The organism is Sphingomonas sp. (assembly GCF_035910975.1).
In the GTDB taxonomy this organism is placed as follows: domain Bacteria; phylum Pseudomonadota; class Alphaproteobacteria; order Sphingomonadales; family Sphingomonadaceae; genus Sphingomonas.
Genome location: NZ_JAMHWM010000039.1, coordinates 253401 through 278631, shown reverse-complemented (window position 1 = coordinate 278631; position 25231 = coordinate 253401). Strand labels below are relative to the sequence as shown.

The 25231-nt window shown below is 65.4% G+C and carries 23 protein-coding genes, 1 tRNA gene and 2 pseudogenes; 8 read left to right on the top strand and 18 right to left on the bottom strand.

What is annotated here, in order from left to right; all coding sequences use genetic code 11:
* Nucleotides 1-32 precede the first annotated feature (32 nt).
* Together VYI76_RS14665 and VYI76_RS14660 are read left to right on the top strand one after the other, a co-directional pair.
* Nucleotides 33-767: pseudogene (locus tag VYI76_RS14665) on the top strand (IS5 family transposase).
* 447 nt (nucleotides 768-1214) lie between these two features.
* Nucleotides 1215-2219, top strand: coding sequence for a hypothetical protein (locus VYI76_RS14660; RefSeq protein ID WP_326525529.1), 1005 nt, complete (start codon nucleotides 1215-1217; stop codon nucleotides 2217-2219).
* 160 nt (nucleotides 2220-2379) lie between these two features.
* On the opposite strand, the gene VYI76_RS14655 is transcribed toward VYI76_RS14660, so the two are convergent.
* From VYI76_RS14655 to VYI76_RS14585, 15 genes are all read right to left on the bottom strand, one after another.
* Nucleotides 2380-3102 carry a toll/interleukin-1 receptor domain-containing protein gene (locus tag VYI76_RS14655; RefSeq protein ID WP_326525528.1) on the bottom strand — a complete coding sequence of 241 codons (723 nt, stop codon included), beginning with the start codon at nucleotides 3100-3102 and terminating at the stop codon, nucleotides 2380-2382.
* 132 nt (nucleotides 3103-3234) lie between these two features.
* Nucleotides 3235-3741, bottom strand: a complete 507-nt coding sequence (locus VYI76_RS14650) for a hypothetical protein (RefSeq protein WP_326525527.1) — start codon at nucleotides 3739-3741, stop codon at nucleotides 3235-3237.
* Complete coding sequence (locus tag VYI76_RS14645) at nucleotides 3719-4204, bottom strand: Panacea domain-containing protein (RefSeq protein WP_326525526.1); 486 nt, start codon at nucleotides 4202-4204, stop codon at nucleotides 3719-3721. The genes VYI76_RS14650 and VYI76_RS14645 overlap by 23 nt, the downstream gene beginning before the upstream one ends.
* A 339-nt stretch (nucleotides 4205-4543) precedes the next feature.
* Nucleotides 4544-5749 (bottom strand): phage major capsid protein, encoded by a 1206-nt coding sequence (locus tag VYI76_RS14640; protein WP_326525525.1) that lies wholly within the window; start codon nucleotides 5747-5749, stop codon nucleotides 4544-4546.
* Between the two features lie 78 nt (nucleotides 5750-5827).
* Nucleotides 5828-6232 carry a hypothetical protein gene (locus tag VYI76_RS14635; RefSeq protein ID WP_326525524.1) on the bottom strand — a complete coding sequence of 135 codons (405 nt, stop codon included), beginning with the start codon at nucleotides 6230-6232 and terminating at the stop codon, nucleotides 5828-5830.
* Between the two features lie 223 nt (nucleotides 6233-6455).
* On the bottom strand, nucleotides 6456-6707 hold the full coding sequence (locus tag VYI76_RS14630) for a hypothetical protein (protein ID WP_326525523.1): 252 nt from the start codon (nucleotides 6705-6707) through the stop codon (nucleotides 6456-6458).
* A gap of 2 nt (nucleotides 6708-6709) precedes the next feature.
* Nucleotides 6710-7225 carry a hypothetical protein gene (locus VYI76_RS14625; protein WP_326525522.1) on the bottom strand — a complete coding sequence of 172 codons (516 nt, stop codon included), beginning with the start codon at nucleotides 7223-7225 and terminating at the stop codon, nucleotides 6710-6712.
* A 29-nt stretch (nucleotides 7226-7254) separates the two neighbouring features.
* A complete protein-coding gene (locus VYI76_RS14620) occupies nucleotides 7255-7635 on the bottom strand; it encodes a hypothetical protein (protein ID WP_326525521.1) in 381 nt (126 codons plus the stop codon).
* Nucleotides 7636-7940: 305 nt separating this feature from the next.
* Entirely contained in the window at nucleotides 7941-10109 is a 2169-nt protein-coding gene (locus VYI76_RS14615) for a phage/plasmid primase, P4 family (protein ID WP_326525520.1), read from the bottom strand.
* Nucleotides 10075-10380, bottom strand: coding sequence for a hypothetical protein (locus VYI76_RS14610; protein ID WP_326525519.1), 306 nt, complete (start codon nucleotides 10378-10380; stop codon nucleotides 10075-10077). Before VYI76_RS14610 ends, VYI76_RS14615 begins: the two co-directional genes overlap by 35 nt.
* A gap of 218 nt (nucleotides 10381-10598) precedes the next feature.
* A complete protein-coding gene (locus VYI76_RS14605) occupies nucleotides 10599-10844 on the bottom strand; it encodes a hypothetical protein (protein WP_326525518.1) in 246 nt (81 codons plus the stop codon).
* 9 nt (nucleotides 10845-10853) lie between these two features.
* A complete protein-coding gene (locus VYI76_RS14600; RefSeq protein ID WP_326525517.1) occupies nucleotides 10854-11093 on the bottom strand; it encodes a helix-turn-helix transcriptional regulator in 240 nt (79 codons plus the stop codon).
* Between the two features lie 134 nt (nucleotides 11094-11227).
* Nucleotides 11228-11713, bottom strand: a complete 486-nt coding sequence (locus tag VYI76_RS14595; protein WP_326525516.1) for a hypothetical protein — start codon at nucleotides 11711-11713, stop codon at nucleotides 11228-11230.
* Between the two features lie 110 nt (nucleotides 11714-11823).
* A complete protein-coding gene (locus VYI76_RS14590; protein ID WP_326525515.1) occupies nucleotides 11824-13098 on the bottom strand; it encodes a tyrosine-type recombinase/integrase in 1275 nt (424 codons plus the stop codon).
* A 175-nt stretch (nucleotides 13099-13273) separates the two neighbouring features.
* Nucleotides 13274-13363 (bottom strand) — tRNA-Ser (locus VYI76_RS14585).
* Between the two features lie 172 nt (nucleotides 13364-13535).
* Here VYI76_RS14585 and VYI76_RS14580 point away from each other — a divergent pair.
* Nucleotides 13536-14285, top strand: coding sequence for a DUF1134 domain-containing protein (locus VYI76_RS14580; RefSeq protein WP_326525514.1), 750 nt, complete (start codon nucleotides 13536-13538; stop codon nucleotides 14283-14285).
* Nucleotides 14286-14621 (top strand): annotated as a pseudogene (locus tag VYI76_RS16835) (DDE-type integrase/transposase/recombinase); the annotation flags it as partial.
* Between the two features lie 420 nt (nucleotides 14622-15041).
* Here the strand turns inward: VYI76_RS16835 and VYI76_RS14570 are convergent.
* Together VYI76_RS14570 and VYI76_RS14565 are read right to left on the bottom strand one after the other, a co-directional pair.
* Nucleotides 15042-15656, bottom strand: a complete 615-nt coding sequence (locus VYI76_RS14570) for a hypothetical protein (RefSeq protein ID WP_326525513.1) — start codon at nucleotides 15654-15656, stop codon at nucleotides 15042-15044.
* A gap of 85 nt (nucleotides 15657-15741) precedes the next feature.
* Nucleotides 15742-16767 carry a CapA family protein gene (locus VYI76_RS14565; RefSeq protein WP_326525512.1) on the bottom strand — a complete coding sequence of 342 codons (1026 nt, stop codon included), beginning with the start codon at nucleotides 16765-16767 and terminating at the stop codon, nucleotides 15742-15744.
* A gap of 164 nt (nucleotides 16768-16931) precedes the next feature.
* On the opposite strand from VYI76_RS14565, the gene VYI76_RS14560 reads away from it, so the two are divergent.
* From VYI76_RS14560 to VYI76_RS14545, 4 genes are read left to right on the top strand one after another with little or no spacing between them, the layout of a single operon-like run.
* Nucleotides 16932-19802, top strand: a complete 2871-nt coding sequence (locus VYI76_RS14560; protein WP_326525511.1) for a TonB-dependent receptor — start codon at nucleotides 16932-16934, stop codon at nucleotides 19800-19802.
* A gap of 29 nt (nucleotides 19803-19831) precedes the next feature.
* A complete protein-coding gene (locus VYI76_RS14555) occupies nucleotides 19832-21385 on the top strand; it encodes an AbgT family transporter (protein ID WP_326525510.1) in 1554 nt (517 codons plus the stop codon).
* Nucleotides 21382-23184 (top strand): CocE/NonD family hydrolase, encoded by a 1803-nt coding sequence (locus VYI76_RS14550; protein WP_326525509.1) that lies wholly within the window; start codon nucleotides 21382-21384, stop codon nucleotides 23182-23184. Before VYI76_RS14555 ends, VYI76_RS14550 begins: the two co-directional genes overlap by 4 nt.
* A gap of 9 nt (nucleotides 23185-23193) precedes the next feature.
* Complete coding sequence (locus VYI76_RS14545; RefSeq protein ID WP_326525508.1) at nucleotides 23194-24108, top strand: LysR family transcriptional regulator; 915 nt, start codon at nucleotides 23194-23196, stop codon at nucleotides 24106-24108.
* Nucleotides 24109-24201: 93 nt separating this feature from the next.
* On the opposite strand, the gene VYI76_RS14540 is transcribed toward VYI76_RS14545, so the two are convergent.
* Nucleotides 24202-25170 carry an aldose epimerase family protein gene (locus VYI76_RS14540; protein ID WP_326525739.1) on the bottom strand — a complete coding sequence of 323 codons (969 nt, stop codon included), beginning with the start codon at nucleotides 25168-25170 and terminating at the stop codon, nucleotides 24202-24204.
* Between the last annotated feature and the right edge of the window lie 61 nt (nucleotides 25171-25231).

The window sequence follows — 25231 nt, the reverse complement described above, 5'->3', positions numbered from 1 at the left end:
GATCTTATTCAGGCTCCGTGAGGAGACTGGATGTGAGCGATTTGTACTGGCTGACGGACGAACAGATGGCGCGGCTTGAGCCCTATTTTCCGAAGAGCCATGGCAAGCCGAGGGTGGATGATCGGCGGGTGTTGAGCGGGATCATCTTCGTGAACCGCAATTGGCTGCGCTGGCGGGGCGCGCCGAGAGAATATGGGCGGCACAAGGCGCTCTACAATCGCTGGAAGTGGTGGGGTCGGATGGGCGTCTTCACCCGGATGATGGAAGGGCTGTCCTCTGCGGGCGCGGAGCGCAAGACGGTAATGATCGACGCGGCCTATCTCAAGGCGCACCGCACGGCTTCCAGCCTGCGGGTAAAAAGGGGGATCTCGGGCGTCTGATCGGCCGCACCAAAGGCGGCATGAATACCAAGCTTCACGCCGTCAGCGATGCGGACGGTCGCCCTTTGAGCTTCTTCATGACCGCTGGTCAGGTCAGCGACGATATCGGCGCTGCTGCTCTGCTGGACGAGTTGCCCAAAGCACAATGGCTGCTCGCCAACCGGGGTTATGACGCTGACTAGTTCAGGGACGCACTGCAGGAGAAAGGCATAAAGCCCTGCATCCCCGGTCAAATACGACAAACGCCGCTACAGACGCCGCAACCGCATCGAGATCATGTTCGGCCGTCTGAAGGACTGGCGCCGCGTCGCCACACGCTACGATCGGCGCCCCACAATTTTCTTCTCAGCTATCGCCCTCGCCGCAACCGTCATCTTCTGGCTTTGACCAGCGAGTCCTGACCCCAGGCCAAATGACGGCAATTGGGCCGGTAGCGACCTAACGGCTTTTGGATGCGAAACTGATCAAGCTGCCATCGACGGCTGGAGTTGGAGCGCGCCGGGGCCGATGCGGTGAATGTGGGCACCTATCCCGTTGTCGCCGTCGCCCTGTAAGCCCTTAGCGCCGCCGATCGCGCCATCATAGCCGGACGCCTTCCAGTGCTTCCGTAACCCCTCCCCGGCGCTGTGACCTTCAGCGTCGGGTTGATTCTCACAGGCTTCCGTCCACGGCTTGTGATGGGGCAAAGTCCCGGTCCCCTAGCGCCATTGCCGGCCGGGGCTTCGTTTCTTCCGGCGCGCGCCACCTAGGCCCGGTCCCCGCCATAGGATCGAGCTTCTTTTTGCGCCTTGCCGGAAGATTGATCGGAATCGCCGTAACCGGCATAAGGATCAAATGGAGAACACGACGGATAACGCTTGCGGCTTTCTCGAAAGTCTCCAACGCTTGGATCTATCGATGTTGCTGCGGCATTGCCGGGCATCGGTCGAACAATTCGAAACCGCGCCTGATTGGTTTTCGGACCTGGCAGACGAAGCAATCATCGTTCGCGCCCCTGCGCCTATCGTGGAAGCATTGCGATCGTTGTCGCAGCAGGATCGGAAGCGGATCGCCGAAGCTATTTTGAGCGTGCTGCAAGCCAGTCGGCAACACGAAGATATCCGCGTCGAAACACTGGACGGCCCCAACGCAACCGGCGCGGCTGCGCTGTTGTCGGAATTGTTGATCCATCGCGCAATGATGATCGACGTTGCGACCGGCGGCGCACGCATTCAGGACGTTGACGACTATTATCGGGCGCGAGAAGTCCGCATCCGACAAGCGATCCCCGAAGGCGTCACATACGATAACCCGCACGCCGATTTGTGGGCATGGTATCGCCATTGGAGCGCAGAACTACCGCAATACAAGGACCGGCGGTTCTACGTCCGCCAGCTATTCGGCCCGGCTATCGAAGCTGTAGCAGAGCGATCGTCGCTACCATCGGAACCGCGCGAGGCGACGGGATGGGAACGGGTTGACCGTGCATTGTCGAAGGCGCGGGCGCAGCTTGAAACCGCATCCGCCGAAGAAGATTGCCAAGCGATCGGTCTGCTATGCCGCGAAGTCATCATATCGCTGGCGCAGGCGGTCTATGATCCCTCAATCCACGAATCGTTAGATAGCGTTCGGCCAAGCGAAACCGATGCGAACCGGATGCTTGAAGCGTATATCGCCCACGTCTTTCCCAGCGCGAGCAACAAGGAAGTCCGGGCGCATCATCGCGCATCGCTTGCGTTAGCACTGAACCTTCAACATCGCCGAACCGCAACCCGGCAACTCGCCGCGCTTTGCGTCGAAGCGGCCGCATCAACGACCGCTGTTGTCTCAATCATTGCCCACGCAAGCCCGAATCAATAATGGCCGGTATGTTGGCCGGAAAGCTCTATTTCAGAAAAATCCAATGAAATCACGGAGCAATGGCGGAGACGGAGGCCGCCATATTCGTTCCTAACCGCATGAAATCACTGAGGGTGATTTCGGTGCGAGTGGGCCGGACCCCGTTTCGGACCCTGAGCCGCTAAGCCTTCACTAGCTCAGCGATCTTCGCCGCAACCTCCGCCATCGACTCTTCGCCAGTGCTCAAGCCTGCCCGCGATGCCAGCATAAGGCTGACCTTCTCAAGCTCCTCGTAAGTCGTCCCGTGAACCACTGGGACAAGCCGTTCGCGGCGCAACAGCGCTGATAGCTCCTTATCGGCTACCCCCTCCGCCGGCAGGCGGCTCAGCATTGCAGGGGTGACTAAAACGATGCCGACACGGGAGTTCACTAGCCCTTTGTCGATCGCCCGCATCATAGGAACACCTAGGCCTAGGTCTTTCTCACTAAACCAGACCCGCACTCCCCGCGCTTCAAGCAGATCATGCAAATCTTTGGCGGCACCCTGACGGTCATCCCAAGCGTGACACAGGAAAACATCTCTCAAGTCGGGCTGCGTAGCCGCAAGGTTTTCGACAGCCTCACGAACCGGCGTAAGCGCCCGGACCTGTTCGGGTGTGTACCACACTCCTGAACCTGAGGACGACCAGCGTGGCTTCGAACTGCGCTTGCCTGAGCCGCCGCCACTGCTGCTAGATGAGGAGGGAGAAGGCGACGGTGAAGGTGACGGATGATAGCCATAGCTACTGTAGCTGCTGTAGCCGCCGTAACCTCCATATCCCCGTGACCGACCGCCACACGCGGGGCAGTCGGCTGCCGCAGCGGCTGATCGGTGTCCCCTCGTTGGTGCGGTGCATCTGGCCATCGAAACCTCCCCTCATCTGTCAGAGACAATCAAGTAGAGGCTATAGATAGTTACGCGCGCGCAACTTCCAAAGCAGCCGATGCATCCATTTTGAATATTTTGGTGAGCGCGAACGCCGTCTGACTACGCGCGTTAATGGCCGCTTCCGCCGACGATGTTCTTCGCGGCTTCCACGATTTCCTTCATATGCTCCGGCATGGGGAGACCTGCGTTGCGATCAACTAAATTAGAGAATGCGCCTTTGACGAGCGCGATTGTCACCACCACACAACCCGTGATGCAGCCCACGATCAATGCGGTAAGAGCATGGGACTGGTCAGGCCGGAAAAGGGGGCCAGCCCAAAGCACTCCGAGCACTAGTCCGGTTGCGAGGAACAGCACGAGGACGCCGCAGGCAACCGCGACGGCAAGACGGATACGCCAGTGCCAATCAACCTCGGTCTTGAAGGCGCTGATGTATTCTTCTGACGCCGCCTTGTACCCTTCCCACCTGCCGAAGTCAGCGGTGAGAAGGTCCACCCGATCTGCGAGCGCCTTGATGTCTTCTTGAGATAGATTGCCTGACGTCGCGCTTTCACCAACGGCAGCTTGCCTGATTATGTCGCCAATGCGCTCGTCAGGCGTTCGCTCGTCGCTCATGGGAGAGCTTTGTATAGTGTTCGGCAATTATTGCATTAGGAATGTCATCCGAGACGCCCGCTCCGCCACGATAAGTGTCAAACCAAGGCGTGCCTACCTCGTGCGTCATCCGTGAAAGCGCGAAGGCGTGCATATCGCCGTAGTTCTGCACTACGGATCGCACGACGGAGCGCTGTGGCTCCGAGAGATCGGCATGAGGAACGGAACCGAAAGGTCCAGAAGCCAGCCCAGAAATGCGCTGCGACCCGAACCGGCGGAACTCGCGATAGATCGCCGGGAACACAGGGCCGTGCTGCCACGCCTCTGGCTCCTCATTTACAAGAGGAGCTTTCAACAGCGCGAGCGACCAGCCATGAGCGATGTATACGAGCTTGAGCAGCTGCATAATCGTCAAGGATTTGCCTTGCGCTTGCGCTTCCTCAAGTACGGCGTTGGCGACTGCGAGAGGCGGGAATGCGGTCATTGACGATGCCCTCCTTCGACTAGTGGCACTTGACTCACGAAAAAGGCGGCGCACCCTGTGCACCGACTTCTCCACAGATTTCGTGCTTAGCTGTGGAAATGTCAAATTCAGGGTTGACATCGAAAATATGCCGCATGCCCGTAGAGCGGCTAGAACGGCCCAAAGAACGCTTTGAGTACGAAACGCACTCGCGCTCCGAAAATAAATTTGATTGGCTCTGCGGCCCTCCTGAGGCCGATCTATTGGCATTTTAATAGCTGAGGGACGGCGGGAGAGCGTTAGTTCCATCCCGCCGTCCGCCGCGCCAGCGCCCCAGCCCGTAACGCTGGCGCGGAACCCTTACGCCGCGACCTTGAGCAGCCGGATCGCATTCGGATCAAGTACGCCCGCGCCGACACGCTTGGTCGCGTAGAACATCACGAACGGCTTGTTCGTGTACGGATCGCGAAGCACCCGCGTCCCGATGCGGTCATTGATGAGATAGCCCGCCTTGAAGTCGCCGAACGCGATGGCGAGGTTGCCCGCAACCGGTGCCGGCATACCCTCGTCAATCTCAACCGGGCGACCCAAGAGAGTTGCTGGTTGTCCGACGATCAAGCCCTCGCGCCAGATCGGCGTGCCGTTGGCGTCCTTCAGCTTCGCGATGGCCGCAGCGGTCAGCGACGACATCAGCCAGGATGCGTTCTGGCGGTAGGGAGCGCCTAACCCGTACAGGAAGTCCACCAGCCCGTCGTAATCGATGTCGATTTCGGCGACCGCGATAGGCCCGCCGGGGTGCGCTGCTGCGTTGGAGCCGCCGACCGCGAACGTCAGCAGGCCGCTGGGCTTGTTGATTCCATTGCCGGACAGGAAGGCGATGTTCTCCTGACGCGTGAACTCACGGTCAAGCGACTGGATCAGCCAGCTATCCACGTTGATCGCGGCGTCATCGAGCAGACGCTGCGTGGCGGCGGCATTGGCGTAGATTTCGCCGGTGCCGAACGGGATCGGTGCGAGCGTCGCCGTGGTCGTCTGAGGGCGCGCCGCCGTCTCACCGACCCAGCCCGAACCCCATTCGTCACCGTTCCACAGGCTCGTGAACGCGCCGACCGACGTGATTTGCACGTTGGCGAGACGACGCATCGGCGAAGTCGCGCGCTGGCGCTCGTGAAGCTGGCGGTCCCATTCGACCGGCGCGAGATAGCCGCCGTCCGTAGCCGTGCCGACCGACATGGCCGCGTGAACCGTCGCGCGGTCGCCGCTCGCGTTGGCGAGCTTGAGCGCATCCACGCCGTCGCCGCGCCGCGCGTAGGACGCGAACGCGCTGGTGTAAGGTCCGTCCACGGGCAGGACAGTGATCGCGCCGCCGCCCGCGCCGCCGTTCACCTGATGCTGTACGGCCTGCAACGCCGCCTCGATGTTGGTGACCTGCTCACTGTTCCGCGAAATATGAGCTTCGACGGCGGTGCGGAGTTCGCGGAACAGCGTTTCGGGGTTCTGCGAGCCGTTGGCCATGATGCGCCCGCCGGAGCGGGTCAGGGCGCGGGGAAGTGCGGTCATGTGCATTGTAAATCCTCCTTGGTCGGGAGGAGGTATCGGCCATCGAGTTTGCCGGGGTTGGCGGTCACGGCAGCGCCGCGAGATTTATTCGCGAAGGTGTCGAAGGTATCGACGCGCGAGCCGTTTCTCGACAACGCCCATGATCGCGCGGCGTTCGGCGGCGTCGTCGCCGGGAGTGAGCCCACGGCCCGACCGGGAACGCAACGCCTCCGCCCGCGCATCAACGAACAGCGCGAGAGTATCAATGTCCGGATCGGTCGCCAGCGCGACGACGGGCGAAGGGAACACCTTGCGGTTCATTTCGCCGATAACGCTCAGCAAGGGGTCATCCGGTTCCGCTAGAAACGCGGTCAACTCCTCCACCACGCGCCGCGCTAGATCGCGCGCCAGCGGATCACGAGGCGCTTGCGGTGGTGCGACGTTGGCGACGGCGACGCGGACTAAGTGACGTTCAAGGGACGGACGGGCAGGCCCGCGCGCCATCGCCATGACAGGCCCGATTAGGGCGCGGGGGAGCACTTCGGCACCAATGCGACGACGTGAACGTCGCGAAGGGCGTGCATCGCGCGGCGCGCCTGTGTCCGGGTCAAACCGCCGTCCTGTAACGCGCGCTCCAACGCGCGCGGCGCGAGAGGTGCGCTGAGTTCATCCAGCAGTGCTAGAGTCGCCGCTCGCACGGCGGCGGGCGCGGTAATGAGAGAAGCCAGGCCACTCATTGCAGTGTCTCCACGGTCAAAGGCAGATCGGCTTCGATGACTTCGAGCGCGCGGCGCACCCAAGCGATTGCGGCGACGGGATCGCCCGCGTGATGTTGGGCTAGATCGACGGCGGCGGCGGTCGCGGCGATAGCGATGTCGTCGGAGCGCGCACCGAGCTTCGTGAACTCCTCCGCCCCCAACCGGCGGAAATGCGTTCGGCAAAAGTCGATGACCTTTACCGACGCGACTTCTTCATCGTGGGTCACGGTCAGTTGTCCCTTCGCGGTTCATCGTGGTCGGCTGGCGGACGTGCGAGCAAGTCGTCATCGTCCATATTGTCGAGCATATGTTCACTGGCGAGATGATGGGCGCGCCGGATCGCGACGCGACGACTGTCGCCACCGGCCAACGCCCGAGCCGTGAGGCCCAAGGTTCGACGCAGCGACAGGACGGACGCGGTGCATTGCTGCACGACTTTCGTGCGGGGGTTCTGCATCGGAACGCCGTGGCGATCGGCGATCACCTTGCCCTCTCGCGCTAGGGTCTGGCTTTCGACTGTCTGGCTATGAATTTCCCGCGCCAACATGCCCGCCAAGCGGATTTGATGATCGCTCAAATCGACCTTAGGGATTTCGGCGACGACTTCGGCGAACACAGCCGTTTCGGCGGCGGTGAGCTTCATGCCAGCGGGCGGGCGCACGATGCGGCCCGATGCGAGGATCGCGGACGACACGCTGGACGGACTATCCACGCGAGGCCGCTGGGGCTTCTTCTTGTCAGACATCACTATTCTCCGATGGAAAAACGGTCACTTCAATCACACCGTTGGCCAGCGCCGGTCTGGAAGCGGGCCTGGTCGAAACTTTCATGGCCCCCCGGCCCCTCCGGTGGTGCGGGAGGGATGTCGGCGCGGAGGCGGTAGGATCGGCTGCGTTCGTCCCAAACCAAGCCAGGATCACGCCCAGCGGCCTGTCTCTCGCCACGCGAGAGGAACCGGGCCTTCTCTGTCGTCGCGGCCCGCCGCACTTCGATTGGGTTGAGCTTGTCCCAAGCCCGTTCGCCCGGTGTGACGTGGTGCTTTAGGAAGGGGTGGAACTCATCAAAGCCCTTGCCCTTGTAGTCGCGCGCCGTTTGGCCCGGATTGGCGGCCAAGTAGCTGTCGCGATCCGCGCTATCGCCGCGATCATCTGCCATATCTTTCTCCTTCGACGCCCGTGGGGGTGAGCCGTCCGGATAGGGCGACGATCCGGACGGCAGGTAACTTGTTGAAGAGGTTGGGATATTCGCCAATTCGGCGAGGTCACGTCCGGATACGACCGGGTATTCCCTTATAGGCGTTATCGCGCGCCCGCCCGCGCCCGCGTAAGAGCGTAACGGGAAACTGGTGGCGTAAGCGGACGTATCCGGACGGATCGACCGGCTAACGGGCAATTCGCTATGCGAACTCATGCGTTTAGCCGCCGTCCGGGTCGCGGTCGAAGGAGGCGAGACGACGGGCATCACATTACCTGCTGCGGCGCGTTCACCGGCGTCTTGGTCACATCGACCCCGGTTCGCGGATCGAGCACCGTCTGGAGCTTCAACCCCTTCCAGAAGCGCGCACGATTGCCGGCGGTGGCACGCGCGCTGCGAAACCCGCGCTTCGACATGAGCGAGCCGAAGCCCTTCATGGTCCCGGCCTGCTCGCCCATTTCGTCCGCGAACAACGTCCAGTTGTGGAATAGCTCTTGCGAACCGGCGGCGTGTCCCGGCGCGATCTCGCAGAACTCCTCCAGCCACTGACCGAACACATCTTGGTCATCGAAATAATCGGCGGTGGCGTCGATCACGGCGAAGGGTCGCCGCAGCCCGTCCGACTGCCATTTCAGGCAACCCTCGATCATCCAACTCAGGATTTGCGGAAACTCCGCCTCTAGCTCTTGTTCGAGGTGAGGATTGGGAAACTCCGGTTTGCGCGTGAACGGGATGATATTGAAGCGCCGCTTCATCGCGTCATCAACGGTATTCAACACCGGATGAAAATTGCCGATGATAAGCAACTTGAACTCCGGCACGTAGCTGAAGAAGTCCTGCCGCATGAACCGCGCGCTGATCTCGTCGCTGCCGGTGAGCTGCTTGAGACGACTTTCCGCCCACGGACGGCCCTGCTCGGTTTCGCTAGCGGTCGCGAGCCGTGAGCCGCGAAGCATCGCCAGCCCGGTAGGGTGCTGCTCGTTGCGAGACGCGGTGAACGTCTCCATCGCCGCCGTCACGGCGTATTCGCCCATGATGCGGCGAATGACGTTGATGAACACGCCTTTGCCGTTGCCGCCGTCGCCGTAGATGAAGAACAGCGCCTGTTCAACGGTCAGCCCGGTCAGCATATAGCCGACCACGCGCTGCAAGAACTCGACCATGAGCGCGTCTTGCCCGGTCGATTGCATGAGGAAGGTCAGCCATTTCGTCGGCTCACCGGCGGCGGGCGCGACGGACGCGCTCTTGCTGATGAGCAGGGACGGATTGGGCCTGAGCGTCTTGCCCGTGCGTAGATCGACGGGACCGGCGGGTGTGCCGAGCATCATTTTGTCGGTGTCAAAATGTTCGTGAGTCACGGCGACGGCTGGCAATCCGCGCGCGATCGTTTCCGTGCCGCCGATGAAGCCCGCGTTAGAATATCGCGGCGCGCCCGCGCCGAACTCGTGAATCACGGTTCCGATCTCGTTAAACGTGGCGCGGCAATCGTCGGCGCGCCAGACGCCGCTTGTCGGATCGACGTGCATCCACTTGCCGGCGGTATGATCGTGCCGCCGGTCGCGCGCGCGCCGCTCCGCCCAGATATTCGCCATCACGACCTGGCTAATCGGTTCCTCGCCATCGCTGTTGCGCGGGGAGGCCATGCCTTCGTCTATGACGCGCGGGAGGATGTGATCTATCTCGCGTTCGTCTAGGCCCGCGTCCCGCGCGGCGTCGGCAAGCCGCTCCTCCGCGTTAACTGCGTCCAACAGACCCGCCGCCGACATTTGTCCGGCGCGAAAAGCCGCGCGATTGAATAGATCGTTGCGCGTGCCTTGCCCGGCGTTGAGAAGCTCGTTGATAATCTGATCGAACTCACCGCCGCCGTTGACCGGGCGGCGGTTCGCAGATCGCGGGCGGCGCTGCGGTCGCAACACGTCGAGCAGCGCGGCGGGCGCGTCGGCGATCTGATCCGCCGGGATGGCCCAAGCGTAAAGGTTGCCATTCGGATGGACGCTGCCCGCGCCGACGACTTGCCCGCCGTCGCCGCGAATATCGACGTTCGGCGCGACGCCCGCTTTGTTGCCGATCCTGAAATCGGGCAGCTTGTAAAAGTGGTGTTCGCCCTTGCCGGTCTGCACCTTAGCGGTGTGAACTACCCAGCCGCGACGATGTGCTTCGGCGATGCCGTCCGGCCCGTCGAGGTCCAACACGAACACCCCGGACGGTTGCCCGGTAATGATGCCGACGTTCTTGTCGGTTCGATCCCAACGCGCCGCGTCGTCGGCGGTGGCGGGCGCATCGCGGTAACGCGCCCATTCGCCCTCCGGCACCTTGCTACGCGCTCCGAGGGGGATGACCGAGAAGCCCGCGCCCTGTGCCGCCGCGAAGCGACCGGCGACGGGTTTGTCTGGCCGTGATTCACCCCGCATCGTCGTCGCCGACCGGACGTCCATAGATCGCGAACGCGGAGTCGACCGCTTCGCGATAGGCGGCGAGGTCCAGCGTCACCTTGAAGCGCGCGCTACCGGCGGCGCGCGCGGCGTCGCTTCGCTCGAAACCTAGGTCATGCCGCTCCACGCCGTAGAAGAAGCTCGCGCCGTTGACATGGAACTCGATCACCAGCTCGCCCGCCCCCGGCGCGAACAGCAACGTCTCCGCCATCCGCGATACCAACCGCCCCGCGAACGGGATCGAAGCGCCCCAGCGCACGAGGTCACTGTGCATCGACAAGAGAAGAAGCTGGTTGCGATTGTAACGCCGGGACTTGCCGCGTCCTTTAATCTGCGGCAGCCAAGACTGGCACGTGGCGTCGTCGTGAACCTGATAAATACCGACGCCGGAGCGACTTGCTTCCGAGGCGTCCTTTGAAGTTAGATACATCTCAGTCATCGGAATATCCTTTCCGATTTTGATAAACCCTGACCGTAATTCAGATCGAAGACCTATCTTTCTCGCGTTGCGCTACGCGGCCCGACGTGCCCGAAGTTGCCGATGGTTTCGTCGCGCACGCCGGTGCGCGCAGAGGTCCAAAGAGACTGCGCGTATTGCCAGGCGGTTTCCTTCGCGGCGAAGGCGCGACGATGATCGCCGTCCGGCAACGGCGGTTCGATCAGCACAAGGATCGCGTCGCCTTCCGCGCGGAGGACGACTAGCGGCCCGGTGAACTCGCATTCGTCATCGCCGCCCACGACCCGCGCTCAACCGCGCGCGGCTTCGTATCGCGCGGCTCGCTCACCATCGCTCAAGGGCGTCGGAACAGCCGGGTCAGCATAGTTAGCGCGGTCGGCGGCGCGTTGCCGTCTCCAAGCCTCAATTTCCTCCCGATCCCATCCCTTCGCCTTGACGCCGATGAGAAAAGGACGGGGGAAAGCTCCCGCGCGGATCGCTCGATCAATCGCAGCAGGCTTCAAACCGATTAAGGTCGAAACGTCCTTCATCCGCAAGAACATCGGTTGCATTGCTTATCTCACTATCGGCTTGTCGATAGAGAGAAATTAAAGAATACTTCCGCAGATAAAAGAGGACAGGAGAAGTATTAGAAACACTCGAAACTATAGGAATGCAAGGGTGCTTATCTAGGTTTGTCGTTTTCACGCCAACTCTTCACGGCCTTCGCCGTCGTGCTTTGCCGCCTCGCTGCAATTTCTTCGGCCTTCGGCGACAAGGTGCGTCGCTCATTTCCCGGCCAGAAGCGGGGAAAGATTGCGAGCCGCATCCAGTCCACGTCTCGCGCGGCTCGCGCGGTCGGCGTTTGCGCCCGCTCCGCGTCATCGGACGATGTAGGGCCAGACCGCTCAAGCTGACCGTTCTCCGCGCGCCGTTCTAATCTGACCATGTCGTTGATTGTCAGATTGGGTTTGATGAGCCGCATTCCGGCGGCGCGGTTCGCTAACCCCGGCCCGGCTCGCTCTAAAGCCTTGGAGAGCAGCGGCGCGGCGCGTTCAAGGATGCCTGCCGCTTCGATCTCCGCTATCCGTACCCGCCGAACCTCCGCCTCAAGCCAATCGAGCGCTCGATTAACGAACACCTCGAAGCCCGCCTTATCGGCTGCGCTCACTGTGTCCCACGGCGGCGTAGAGCCATCGCCTGTCCAATCAGGACAATGTGCGGCGTCCGCGTAACGCGCGACAATCCGCGCGGTAGCTTGGCGTGGCGTCTCATTATCGGTCATTGCGCGGCCCGCAAGGGCACGACGTTATCGCCTGAGCCGGTGCCGGTGACAAACGCGCCCCACGCCTCCATCAGCGGCCCGCGCTTGTCGAGGAAGTCGGTGCGCTGATATGCCTTCCTCACCTTGTTCTCGTCAGCGTGGTGAAGCGCCGCCTCGACAAGTTGGCTATCGAAGCCGGTTCGCTCCGCCACCCATGTAGAGAAGCTGGTGCGAAAGCCGTGCGGAACGGCGTCGGTCACGCCCATGTCGCGCATAATCTTGCCGAGCGTTCCATCTGAGACAGGGTTGCCGGGCTTTGTGGGGGATGGAAAAACGAGGTTGCTCTCCGCGTCGCGGGGCAATGCCCGAAGCAGCGCTAAGGCTGGCGCGCTCAACGGCACGCGATGATCGCTATGGCGCTTCTTCATGCGAGCGCGCGGCGTGACCCAAAGCCCCTTGTCGAGGTCGATCTCATCCCAAGTCGCGCCACGCACCTGCCCGGACCGCGTCGCGGTCAACATCAAGAACTGGAGCGCTCGCGCTGCGAAGCCGGGCCGATCCGCCAGCCTAACCATAAACATCGGAACTTCGTCGGCGGGCATAGCGGCGTGGCCCTCGTCATCGTCGCTCGTCACCTTCTTGAGCGCGAGCGCGGATCGCCTGATTTTGAGCAGCGCGTCCTCTCCCAAGTGACCATGCTCCGCCGCGTAGTCGAGCACCTTGAGGATACGCTGGCGAAGGCGGCTGGCCGTCTCCGGTATCTCCTGCCAGATCGCTTCCAGCACCTTGCGAACGTCGGAGGCGGTGACAGTCTCAATCGGTTTCGTGCCGAGCGTCGGGAAGGCGTAGCTTTCGAGGGTGGAGGTCCATTGCGCCACCGCCTTCTTGTTCGTCATCGTCGCGGTCTGCTGCTTGACGACGGTTTCGGCCAGTTCCTTGAATGTCGGGCCGGTCTGCTCGATCACCGGCGCATGGGGCGGCGGCGCGGCCCGGCGCTCGCGCTGCACTGGCGCGGGGTCGATGCCTCCCTTGACCAATCTGCGATAGTCCTGCGCTTTGTCGCGGGCCTGATCGAGGGTGAGCCCTTCGTCGCCGTCGCGGACACTCAATCTGCCCAGCCCAATTTGGCGCGAGCGCTTATCCACTGTGTAGAAGAACGCCCATGTCTTGTTGCCCTCCGGGTCCACCAGCAACCACAGACCCCGTCCGTCGCCATATTTGGCGCGGCGGCGAGCGCTGGACGGGCTGGGATGGGGCTTCGCCGCCCTAATTTTCGCGTGGGTAAGCTTCATGTTCGCGCTCCGTTCATCTGGGACCCCGTTTAGGACCCCGATTTTGGAAGGGAAAGAGCGAATACGAACGGACACGAACGGCGCAACCGTTCGCGAACCGGTGGACAAAATGGCTGTTTTTCGTGTGTTTCCGAACGTGAGGCGGCTTCGAAAGGCTACGCTCGGGGAGTGCAATTGGCGGAGACGGAGGGATTCGAACCCTCGATACGGTTTCCCGTATGACGCTTTAGCAAAGCGTTGGTTTCAGCCACTCACCCACGTCTCCGGATGCGGCGGAAGCGCGGCTATAGCGATGGGGCGCCGGGGGATCAACCGCGTCGTCACGCGGTTTTTCGACTCGGCTCGACCCCGAATTCGATTCGGTTCGTCGCGCGTTCATTGCCGGGCAATCCGGCGCGCGCATAGTCGGCGGCGGGTCGGGTTGGGGGTTTGAAATCATGCGACTGTTGAAGGTCATGGGGCGCATCGCGGTCGCGCTCTCGCTCGTCGCGACGCCGCTCGCCGCCCAGGTACGCAGCGTCGATCCCAACAGCGCGATCGACGCCGATCTGGCGCCGCGCCCGCCGGCTGCCCAGCAGGCACCCGCAACCCCCTATCGCCCCGCACCGGACATGCCGGTCGATCCGGGCACCGACCTCCCCCCGCCCGACGCCTATGCCACCCCGGCGATCGATCCCGCCCGCGCCACAGCGGCCGAGGCCGCGCCGACCTACAAGCGCGACGATCTGCTCGCCGCCGCCGAAGGCGTGTTCGGCAAGGGCGCGGAAGGGCTTGCCGGGATGGTCGAGCGTATCCTGCGCGAGCAGGGCGAGCCCAACGCCTATATCGCCGGTCGCGAGGCAGGCGGCGCCTTCGTCGTCGGGCTGCGCTACGGCTCGGGCGTGATGACCCACCGGGTGGAGGGGCAGCGCGAGATATACTGGACCGGGCCGTCGCTGGGCTTCGACGTTGGGGGTGACGCCAGCAAGGTCTTCGTGCTGGCCTACAACCTCTATGACACGCAGGACATCTACAAGCGCTTTCCGGCGGGCGAGGGCCGCGTGTTCTTCGTCGGCGGGTTCGCCGCGACCTATCTGCGGCGCGGCAACATCGTGCTGATCCCGATCCGCCTTGGCGTCGGCTGGCGGCTGGGCGCGAACATCGGTTACATGCGCTTCAGCGAGAAATCCAAGTGGCTGCCGTTCTAATGGCATCTTGATGAACTGTAGGTCAGGCTGAACGGCGAGATGGTGTATCTCTGGCGCGCCATCGATCAGCAGTGCGAAATTCTGGAGAGCCATGTCACCGGAAAACGCGACAAATCGGCGGTTCCGACCTTCCTGAAAAGGCACTGAGGCGGCACGGCAAAGCGGAAACCCTCGTCACCGACGGCCTTCGTTTCTACCCGGCGGCGATGCGTGACCTGGGCAATTTGGATCGCCGCGCGATAGCGCCAATGGTTGAGTAATGGGGCGGAGAACAGCCCCCTCCCCTTCCGACAACGAGAGCGGGCGATGCTGAGATTCAATCGGACGAATACATTATATTTGCCAGGTCGCCGCAACGATTACCGCGATCGCGCAACACTTGAACAGGCGTTCCGACAGTCTCGCCCGATGTTACGAACCGCGTTGGGTGTTTAGGGTCAGGACCCATTATTCGTGGTGGTCGTGACGGAGCGGATTTCGGTTCAGGGCTAGAAGCGAGGAACGGAGCGATGCTTGTGCATCGTGACCGACGAGCGACGACGCCCTGGGCCTAAATCCCCCTCCGCAGCCTGTCCGACGATGCTGCGCCTCGTCGGAGCCTTGGCCTGCTCCGCCCGCCGCTTGTGCGGTTGCCCGGACGCGCCCGCCGGCTGCGTCGCGGGTCTTGCAGGTAGCGCCGCTACCTGCTGCACCCCGCTCCTTGCCGGACGAACACGTTCGGGCAATCACGACCACCACGAATAATGGGTCCTGACCCTAGCCCCGACAATCCTCGACCACGCGCAGGATCTCGGGCCAGGCTGGCACCACCAGCGTGCCGAGCGGAGGACTTTCCAATACGAAGCGCCCCCGGCTGAACCCGATCGCGTCGAGCAGCCGGTCGTCGGGCTTCAGTACCGCCGTGGTCGCGCCCGATCCGGTCGGCTCGACAGGCAGCGCGCGCATCGTCGTGGAGGTACGGACGGTGAAGCCGGTTCCGCGCGCGTCGCCCGCGCGGATCAGATGGACGGCGTTGGCCCCTTTGTCGCAACGCAGGGTCAGCAGCGGCGTGGTGCCGGGCTGGCCGAAGCTCGCCGTCGCCCCGGCGCCGCGCGAGGCATAGCTCCACGTCCCCGGCGTGATCGGCCAGTCGCGCCAGTCGCTGGAAGCTGGCGCCGCCGGCGGCGGTGCGGGCCTTGGCACAGGGACCGGGCGCGGCGGCGGCGCGGGAGCGGGGGCCGGTGCCCTGGGCTGCGGCACGCAACTGGCCAGCACGACCATCGAGGCGATCAGCGCGGCGGAGGCAAGGAAACGCATGGAGGCTTCATGGCCGATGCGGCCGAGCGGCTCAACCCGCTGAACGCTGGAACGCACGCGCCGTGCGACGGTCACGCCCGTCGTATTGGCGGAATCCCGTGCTGCCGATGGCGTGGTCGGAGGGCCGATGCCCCTTGCCTTGCGAGCGGGAATCCCAAAATCACAGCCGCCGCCGGGTGGCGCCCGCCAGCAGGCCGGGCGTGCCGCGTGAGAATTCTCCGCCATGCTTGCTCGCATCGAGCCCCACCGGGATCAGCGTCGCCGACAGGAAGCAACCGTCGCGGAAGCGCGCGTCGACGATCAGCGAGCGCCAGGTCGGTTCCTTGTAGAAGCCGTCGACCTTGCGGGTCTGGAAGATGAAATTGCCCAGGCCGTGGAACAGCGGCGCCCCCTTGTAGCGCTCGATCCCCTGCATCAGCGGAGTGCCGTGCGCGACGAAGGCGGCGGCGCCAGCGTCGATGCACTGGCGCGCGAAGGCCCGCTGGAACGCCGGCGTGTCCGACTGGACCGGCTCCCAATGATGGTTGTGCAGGCAGAACAACACCGTTGCGCCGTCGGCACGAGCCCGGCGGATCGCATCGAGCGATCGCGCGACATCGCCCGCATCAAGCTCGCCCGACGCCAGCCGCCGCAGTTCGGCCACGCCGGCGCGGTTGGGTGTGGCGCCCGCGCCGTCGCGGATCGCGCCGGTCGCGGCCGATACCAGCGCAAAGGCGCCGGCCGGCGTCTGCTGGACCGCGGGCGCGAAGGCGGTATCGATATCGCGGCCAGTGCCGGCATGGATGATGCCGCGACGGTCGAGCGCATCGATCGCGGTCAGGATGCCGGTCGATCCGAGATCCCACGCATGGTTGTTGGCGGTGGTGACGATCGACACGCCGAGCGACTTCAGGCAGTCGATGACATAGGCAGGCGCGGTATGCAGCGTCTCGCCGGTGCGTGTCGCCGGTCCGGCGCCGGGGCCTTCGATCGCGGTTTCCAGATCGGTGAACACCACATCGGCGCCGGCCAGCGCCGCGCGGATGCCGTCGAGGCCGGGCCACGGCCCCGCGCACAGATCCTCGTGGATCAGCGACTGGCCGAGCAGGATCGCGCGGATCGGCCGCCGCCGCTGCGCCAGCGCCGGCGCGACCGGGAGCGCCATCGCGCCTGCCAGCACCCCCCGGCGAGTGAAGCCTTCGATCATCCCCGCTCCCCTTTCGCCGACAGGGCATATCGATCAACGCCGCAGGGCGGCAACGCCATATCATCCGCGATATGGCCCGATGAAGCAGCATCATCCCGTTTCGCGCCGCGTCGATGCGGCTAGCTTGGCGGCGAATCGGCGATGACCGAGGGGGGAGATTGAAGATGACCTTAGCGAACCGTCTGAAGGGCATCGCCCTGCTCACCGCCAGCACGATCGCGCTGGCCGCGCCGGCCGCCGCCCAGCAGGGTGCGCCGGTCGTCACCGCCGACGATGCGACCGCCGCCAGTCCGGCCGACGACGGCGAGGTGATCGTCACCGGATCGCGCATCCAGCGCCGCGACACCGCGACGCTCGGCCCGCTGCTGACGCTGACCGCAGACGATATCGCCAAATCGGGCACGGCATCGCCCGGCGAACTGCTCCAGAAGCTGCCGTCGGCCGGCGTCAGCCTCAATTCGAACGGCACCCAGGGCACGTCCTACGGCGCGGCATCGATCAACCTGCGCTACCTGGGCGGCGGTGAAGGCAGTGGCAACCGCGTGCTGGTGCTGGTCGACGGGCATCGCTGGGTCGACGGTGTCGGCCAGCGCGGCTTCCGCGACTTCGTCGATCTCAACACCATGCCGATGGGGATGATTGACGGGGTCGAGGTGCTGAAGGACGGCGCGTCGGCGATCTATGGCGCCGACGCCATCGCGGGCGTGGTCAATATCAAGACGGTGCGCCCGTTCGACGGCCTGCGCGCGTCGGCCCGCGCGGCGACCACCGACAGGGGTGACGGTGCCGAATATACCGCGATTCTGACCGCGGGTAAGCGCTGGGACCGCGCCTCGCTGATCCTGTCGGGCAGCTATTTCAAGTCCGAGCCGATCCGCACCGACGCGCGCGCGCTCACGACGCAGACGCTGGTTCCCGCGACCGCGGTCGGCACCAGCCCGGCGGGGCTGTTCATCCTGCCTGGCCTCGCCGCCAACGCCTATTTCGGAACGGCGGCCGGCTTCGCCAGCGCGGCATCCCCGGTTACCTTCACCGGGACGCCGTACGGCGCCGGTGCGCTGGCCGACAATTCGCTGCGCACCGCGGCGCTGCCCGGCGATTTCTACAACACCCAGGCGCAGGGCATCTATTCGACCGGCCCGTCCGAACGCTGGGGCGCCTATGGCCGGTTCGGCTATGACCTGTCCGACGACATCGAGTTCCATGTCGAGGGGCTGTACAACCGCCGCAAGTCGAACCAGCTGTTCTCGCCGGTGCTGCTCGATATCGGCGGCACCGCAGGCACGGTGCGCGGCTTCTCGATCCCCAACACCCAGGCGTTCAACCCGTTCGGCACCGCCAACGGCGTGCCGACCGCCAACGCGCTGGGCTTCGCGGCTACCTCGGCGTTCCGCATCCGCCGGGTGATGACCGACGTCGGCAACCGCGACAACATCCAGGATGTCGAGACGTGGCGCGTCGCCGGCGGGCTCGACGGCGCCCTGCAGCTGTTCGGCAACCGCTGGAAATGGGACGTGTTCGCCAGCTATTCGAAGAACGCGATCCAATCGTCCGCGCTGAACGGCATCAACTACGACAATCTGTTCCTGGGGCTGGGCAATCCGGCGACCTGCGCGGCGACGGCGGGGTGCGTGCCGGTCAACCTGTTCGGCCCGATGACGGCGGCGCAGGCCGAATATGTCCGCTTCACCACGCGCGAATCGAACCAGACCGAATTGTGGAACGCGACCGTCAACGCGACGGGCACCCTGTTCGCGCTGCCGGCCGGGGACGTCGGCCTTGCGGTCGGCTATGAATATCGCCGCAACAAGGGCGTCGACCGGCCCGACGCCTTCGCCAATTCGGCCTCGCTCTACCTCAATCCCTCGCTCTATGCGCGCACCACGGCGCAGACGCGCACCGCCACCGTCGGCAGCTACGACCTGCACGAGGTGTATGGCGAACTGTCGATCCCGCTGCTCAAGGATTCGCCGCTCGGCAAGGCCCTCGATCTCAGCCTCGCCGGTCGCTATTCCGACTATTCGACGGTCGGCGGCAAGGCGACGTTCAAGGCCGGCGCCGGATACCGACCGTTCGAGGCACTGCTGCTGCGCGGCACCTATGCCCAGGGGTTCCGCGCTCCGTCCATCCTCGAACTCTACCAGGGCGCGCGCGAGACGAGCTTCCAGGGCACCGATCCGTGCAACGGCGGCGCCAACCCCGCGCGGCCCGGCTGCGCGGGCATTCCGGCGGCCTACAACCAGGCGAACTACAACCTCAACGGCCTGATCCCCGGCGTCATCAGCGGCAACCGCAACCTGAAGCCGGAAACGTCGGACAGCATCAGCGCCGGCGTCGCGCTGACGCCGATGCGCGGGCTGTCGCTGACGGTCGATTACTACAACATCAAGATCAAGGACGCGATCGCCGCCCAGTCGGCGACGCAGATCCTGCAGCTCTGCGCGCTGCGGGCCGGGGTGTTCTGCGACCTCGTCCAGCGCGACGCCGGCACCGGTGCGGTGCTGCGCCTGCTGCAGGGCGCGCAGAACCTGAATTCGATCAGCACCGACGGCGTCGATGCGACGCTGCGCTATGATTTCTCGACCGGGATCGGCCGGTTCGGCGCGGTGGTCGACGCGAGCTACCTCGGCTCGTTCCGCACCGTCTCGCCCGATCCGGCAACCGGCGGCACGATCGTCGACAACCGCGCCGGCAAGGGCGACCAGCCGCGATCGACCTATCCGCGGTGGAAGGGACAGGCATCGCTCAACTGGACCAGCGAAGCCGCCGACGTCGTGCTGCGCGCGCGCTATATCGGCCCGACCACCGACGTGGTGAACGCGGTGAAGGACGCGCGGACCCGTTCCGTCACCTATATCGATGCCGAAGTCGGCTTCGACGTGCAGGACGGCCGCGCGCGCTTCGGGCTGGGGGTCAACAACCTGTTCGACCGCCAGCCGCCGGCGTCCTACGCCAATGCGCCGATCAACTATGACATCTACACCTATGACGCGCGGGGTCGCTTCCTCTACGCGCGCTTCTCGGTGAAGATGTAGGCCGACCGACCGATCGGGGGCTGACCATCGTGGACGAGCAGGGGAGAGGCGGGCGGCGCGGCTGGCTCGACCGGATCGAGCGGCTGGGCAATGCGCTGCCCGACCCGGCGTTCATCTTCGTCGCGCTGATCGCGTGCGTGATGATCGCCTCCGCCATCGCCGCGCAGGCGGGGTGGAGTGCGATCAATCCGTCGTCGGGCGAGCGTATCGCGGTGGAAAGCCTGTTCTCCGAAAAGAACATGCGCCGCCTGCTGGTCGACATGCCCAAGACGCTGGCGGCGTTCCCGCCGCTGGGCTTCGTGCTGGTGGTGATGCTGGGTGCAGCGGTCGCCGAGCGCGCCGGGCTGTTCACCGTGTTGATCGCGCGGGCGGTACGCAACCTGCCGATCCGCTGGCTCACACCGGCGACCTATTTCGTCGGCCTCCTCTCGCACCAGGCGGCGGACGCGGCCTATGTCGTACTGATCCCGCTGGCGGCGATCGTCTATGCCGAGGCGGGGCGCCACCCGCTGGCCGGCATCGCGGCGGCCTATGCCGGCATATCGGGCGCGTTCGCCGCCAATCTGCTGCCCGGCCAGTTCGACGTGCTGATGCTGGGCATCACCCAGGCGGCGGCGCAACTGATCGTGCCGGCCTACCCGCTCAACCCGCTGGGCAACTGGTGGTTCACCGCGGTACTCGGGCTGGTGCTGGTCCCGGTCGTCTGGTTCGTGTGCGACCGCATCGTCGAGCCGCGCCTGGCGCGCTGGCGGGCTGACGGCCCCGACGCCGGGCTCGCCGCGCCGGTCGATGTGCTGACCGAGGCGCAGCGGCGCGGACTGCGACGCGCCGGGATCGCCGCGCTGGTCGTGATCGCCGGTTTCGCCGCGCTCGCGCTGATGCCCGGCTACAGCCCGCTGATCGACGACACGGCAGAGGGCGCGGCGCGGCTGTCGCCCTTCTACACCGCGCTGATCGCCGGTTTCTTCCTGCTGTTCCTCGCCTGTGGCTGGGCTTTCGGCGCGGCGGCGGGGACGGTCCGGTCGCACCGCGACGTCGTGCGGATGATGGGTGAAGGCATCCGCGATCTCTCGCCCTATGTCGTCATCGTCTTCTTCGCCGCGCATTTCGTCGCGCTGTTCGGCTGGTCGAACCTCGGGCCGGTGATGGCGATCGAGGGCGCCGAGCAACTCCGCGCGATCGCGCTGCCGGTGCCGCTGCTGCTCGTCATGCTGCTGCTGATGTCGTCGGTGTTCGACCTGCTGATCGGATCGGCCAGCGCGAAGTGGAGCGTGATGGCGCCGATCGCGGTGCCGCTGCTGATGCTGCTGGGCGTCAGCCCGGAAATGACCACCGCCGCCTATCGGATGGGCGATTCGATCTTCAACATCGTGACGCCGGTCGCGTCCAATTTCGTGCTGGTGCTGGTGATGTGCCAGCGCTGGGTGAAGGGGTTCGGCGTCGGATCGCTGATCGCGATGATGCTGCCCTTCTCGATCGCGATCGGGCTGACCGGCCTGATCCTGGTGACCGGCTGGACCGCGCTGTCGCTGCCGGTCGGCCCCGGCGCGCCGGCGACCTATGCGATGCCCGTCGCGCGATGATCGCCGACATCATGGTGCCGATGCGCGACGGCGTGCGGCTGGCGACCGACGTCTATCTGCCGGCGGGCGACGGACCGTTCCCGGTGCTGCTCGAACGCACGCCCTATGACAAGCGCGGCACCAACCACGGCGACTTCACCCGCGCCGCGCCCGAGCCGCGATCCAAGCCGGAGATCGCGCGCTGGTTCGCCGACGCGGGCTATGCCTTCGTCCTGCAGGATTGTCGCGGGCGATATGGATCGGAAGGCGCCTTCACCAAATATCTGTCGGAAGGCGATGACGGTGTCGATACGCTCGCGTGGCTGCGCGACCAGCCGTGGTGCGACGGTCGCATCGGCACGCTCGGCCTGTCCTACGGCGCGCATGTCCAGGCGGCGCTCGCCTGCCTCGATCCGCCGGGGCTGGCGGCGATGTTCCTCGATTCAGGGGGGTTCTCCAGCGCGTTCCACGGTGGCGCGCGGCAGGGCGGGGCGTTCGAGCTGAAGCAGCTGACCTGGGCACGCAAGCACGCGCTGCTCGCGCCGGAGACCGAGGCAGATCCGTCGCGCCGCGCCGCGCTGGAGGCGGAGGATATCGGCGACTGGATCGGGCGGCGGTGGCGGATTGGCCACTCCCCGCTCGCCGCCGCGCCCGAATATGAACGCTACGTCGTCGAACAATGGGACGAGGATCGTTTCTCGCCCTTCTGGCGCCGCAACGGGCTCTATGCGCGCGGCTCATATGATCGCTTCGCCGACGTGCCGATGGTGCACCTGTCGAGCTGGTATGATCCCTATTCGCAGACCGCGATCGACAATTTCACCGGCCTTGCCCCGATCAAGCGCGGGCCGGTCAGGCTGGTGCTGGGGCCGTGGACGCACGGGCAGCGGTCCGTCTCGCATGCCGGCGACGTCGATTTCGGCCCCGATGCCGTGCTCGACGGGCAGGTCGGCGCCGACTATTTCGCGCTGCGCCGCGCCTGGTTCGATCGCCACCTGCGCGGGCTCGACACACCCGATCCGCTGTCGGCGCCGGTGCGCATCTTCGTGATGGGGGGCGGTAGCGGACGGCGGACGGCGGAGGGACGGCTCGATCACGGCGGGCACTGGCGCGACGAGGGCGAATGGCCGCCTGCGCGGACGATGCCGACGCGGCTGGAGTTGCATGCCGACGGACGCCTGGATGCCGAGGCGGCACCGGAAGCGACGCTGTCCTATGATTTCGATCCGTCCGATCCGGTGCCGACGATCGGCGGCGCGATCGCGTCGGGCGCGCCATTGATGTTCGCCGGCGCCTATGACCAGCGCGAGACGGCCACGCTGTTCGGCGCGCGCCATCCCGGCCGCGCGCTGGCCGACCGCGACGACGTGCTGGTGTTCGAGACCGCGCCGCTCGACGCCGCCGTCGAGGTGACCGGCAGCGTGGTCGCGCACCTGTTCGTCAGTTCGTCGGCGATCGACACCGATTTCACGATCAAGCTGGTCGATGTCCATCCGGCGAGCGCGGACTATCCGCAGGGCTATGCGATGAACCTCGCGCATGGCATCCTGCGCGCGCGGTTCCGCAATTCCTTCGAGCATCCCGAACCGATGACGCCGGGCGAGGTTCATGCGATCACCATTGCCAGCTTCCCGACCAGCAACCTGTTCCTGGCCGGCCACCGCATCCGCATCGAGGTGTCGAGCAGCAACTTCCCGCATTTCGACGTCAATCCCAACAGTGACTGGCGTGATGCGGACGCGCCGCCGCAGGTCGCGCGCAACACTATCCATCTGGGCGGCGCGCGGGCATCACATGTGGTGCTGCCCGTCATCCCCTGAGCGCGGACGATGAGCGGAGAGCCGCGCCAGCCGGCCCGCGGCCTCAGCGTGCGTGCGCTGGCGACAATCGCGGAGATAATGCGGACGACCTCGGCGACCGAGGCGGGGCGCAACCTGGGTATGACGCAGCCGGCGGTCAGCCGCATCCTGGCGCAGGTCGAGGCGAGCGTGGGCTTCGAGTTGTTCTACCGCGATCGCGGGCGGCTGATTCCCACCAAGGACGGCATATTGCTGGCGGCGGAGGTGGAGCTTGCGCTCGCCGGGCTGCGCCGCGTCGATAGCCTGGTCGCCGACATCGCGACATCGGCGGTGGGCGAACTGCGCGTGGTGGCACCACCCAGCTTCGCCGAGGGGCTGTTGCCGGAGATCGTCGCCAGCTTCCTCGCGCGATTTCCCGGCGTGCGCTTCAATCTCGATTCGCGCAGCGCCGAGACCGCGAAGATGATGATCGCGACCCGCGTGGTCGATTGCGGCTTCATGAAGATGCCGGTCGACGATGCCGACCTGCACTGCACGCCGCTGGTGTCCAGCGGATCGATCTGTGCGCTGGTGGAGGGGCATCCGCTGGCGCGGGAGAGCGTGCTGACACCCGAGCTGCTGCGTGGCGCCCCGCTGATCCTGCTGGGATCGGGACGGCAGTGGCGATCGCAGGTCGATACGGTGTTTGCCGGCGCCGGCCTGCGCCCGACCGTAGCGATCGAGACGCATACGCATGGATCGGCATGCGCGCTCGCCGCGCGGGGCGTGGGTATCGCCATCGTCAATGCGCTACTCGCCCGCCGTTATCTCGCGCCGCCGCTGGTCGCGCGGCCATTCGCGCCCGACATCCTGCACGACTATGCCTTCGTCACCTCGGCCCAGTCGAAGCCGTCGCGGCTGGCGCTCGCCTTTCACGAAGAGGCGCGCAGTTTGCTCGCGGCCTGACGCGCCCGTCGCGATGGGGGCATGAAGGCGATGCAGGCCGGGGCCGTCCAGACCTTGCCGAGGCGAGCATTGCCGGCAGCGCGTGCCGGCCGATCACCGGCATGGCTGCGCCGCCTCGCGCGTGAAATGCCATGTCGCGCGCCAGCGATAGGATCGACCCGGCGCAACCCGCGCGTCGGGAAAGCCGCGAACGTTGGGGGCATCGGAGAAATTGCCGGGTTCCAGCGCGATCCCGGCATGGCGCACGATCGGCCGCCCCGCCCTGTCGCGATCGGTGCCGTCGAAGCCGTTGCCGGTGAAGACCTGCAGGCCCGGCTGGTCGGTGGTCAGCGTCAGCACCCGCCCGGTCGGGCGATCGGTCAGCCGGGCGGTACGGCTGCGGCCCAGCACCAGCATCTCGTCGACCCCGCCGTCCGCGATCACCCCGGCGAGCGCGCGACCGCGCGTGAAATCGAGCGGTGTGCCCGCCACCGCTGGAAGCGTGCCGGTCGGCAGCTTGCGCGCATCGATCGCCACCCGCCGCGGCGCGTCGACCGTCAGGGTCTGGCAGCCAAGGCCCCGCCCGCCCGACAAATCGAAATAGACGTGGTTGGTCATGTTTGCGATCGTCGGACGGTCAGCCGTCGCGGTGATATCGAGGGTCAGGGCGTCGGCGTGGCGCGCCAGCGTGTAGCGCGCGGTGACGCTCAGCGTCCCCGGAAATCCCTGGTCGCCGTCGCGGCTCACATGGGTGAAGGCGACGCCGATCGTGTCGGCGGTCTCGAACGGGCGGGCGCTCCACAGCGCGCGGTCGAAGCCCGGATCGCCGCCATGGAGGGTGACGCCGCTCGCGTTGACCGCGAGGTCATGGCGCTGCCCGGCGATCTCCACCGACCCGCGCAGACGGCCGGCATAGCGTCCGACGATCGCGCCATAGCGCCGCGCACTGGCGATCAGCCCGGCAAGGGCTGGCGGGCCGACCACCATCTCCGTCAGGCGCCCGTCCGCTTCCGCCAGCGCGATCCGCACGATCGCCGCGCCGCGCCCGGTGAGTTCGACCGTCATGCCGCGCGCGTTGACCAGCCGATGGAGATCGACCGGCCGGCCGCCCTCGGCTGTGCCGAACCGCTCGGTCGCGACCTGC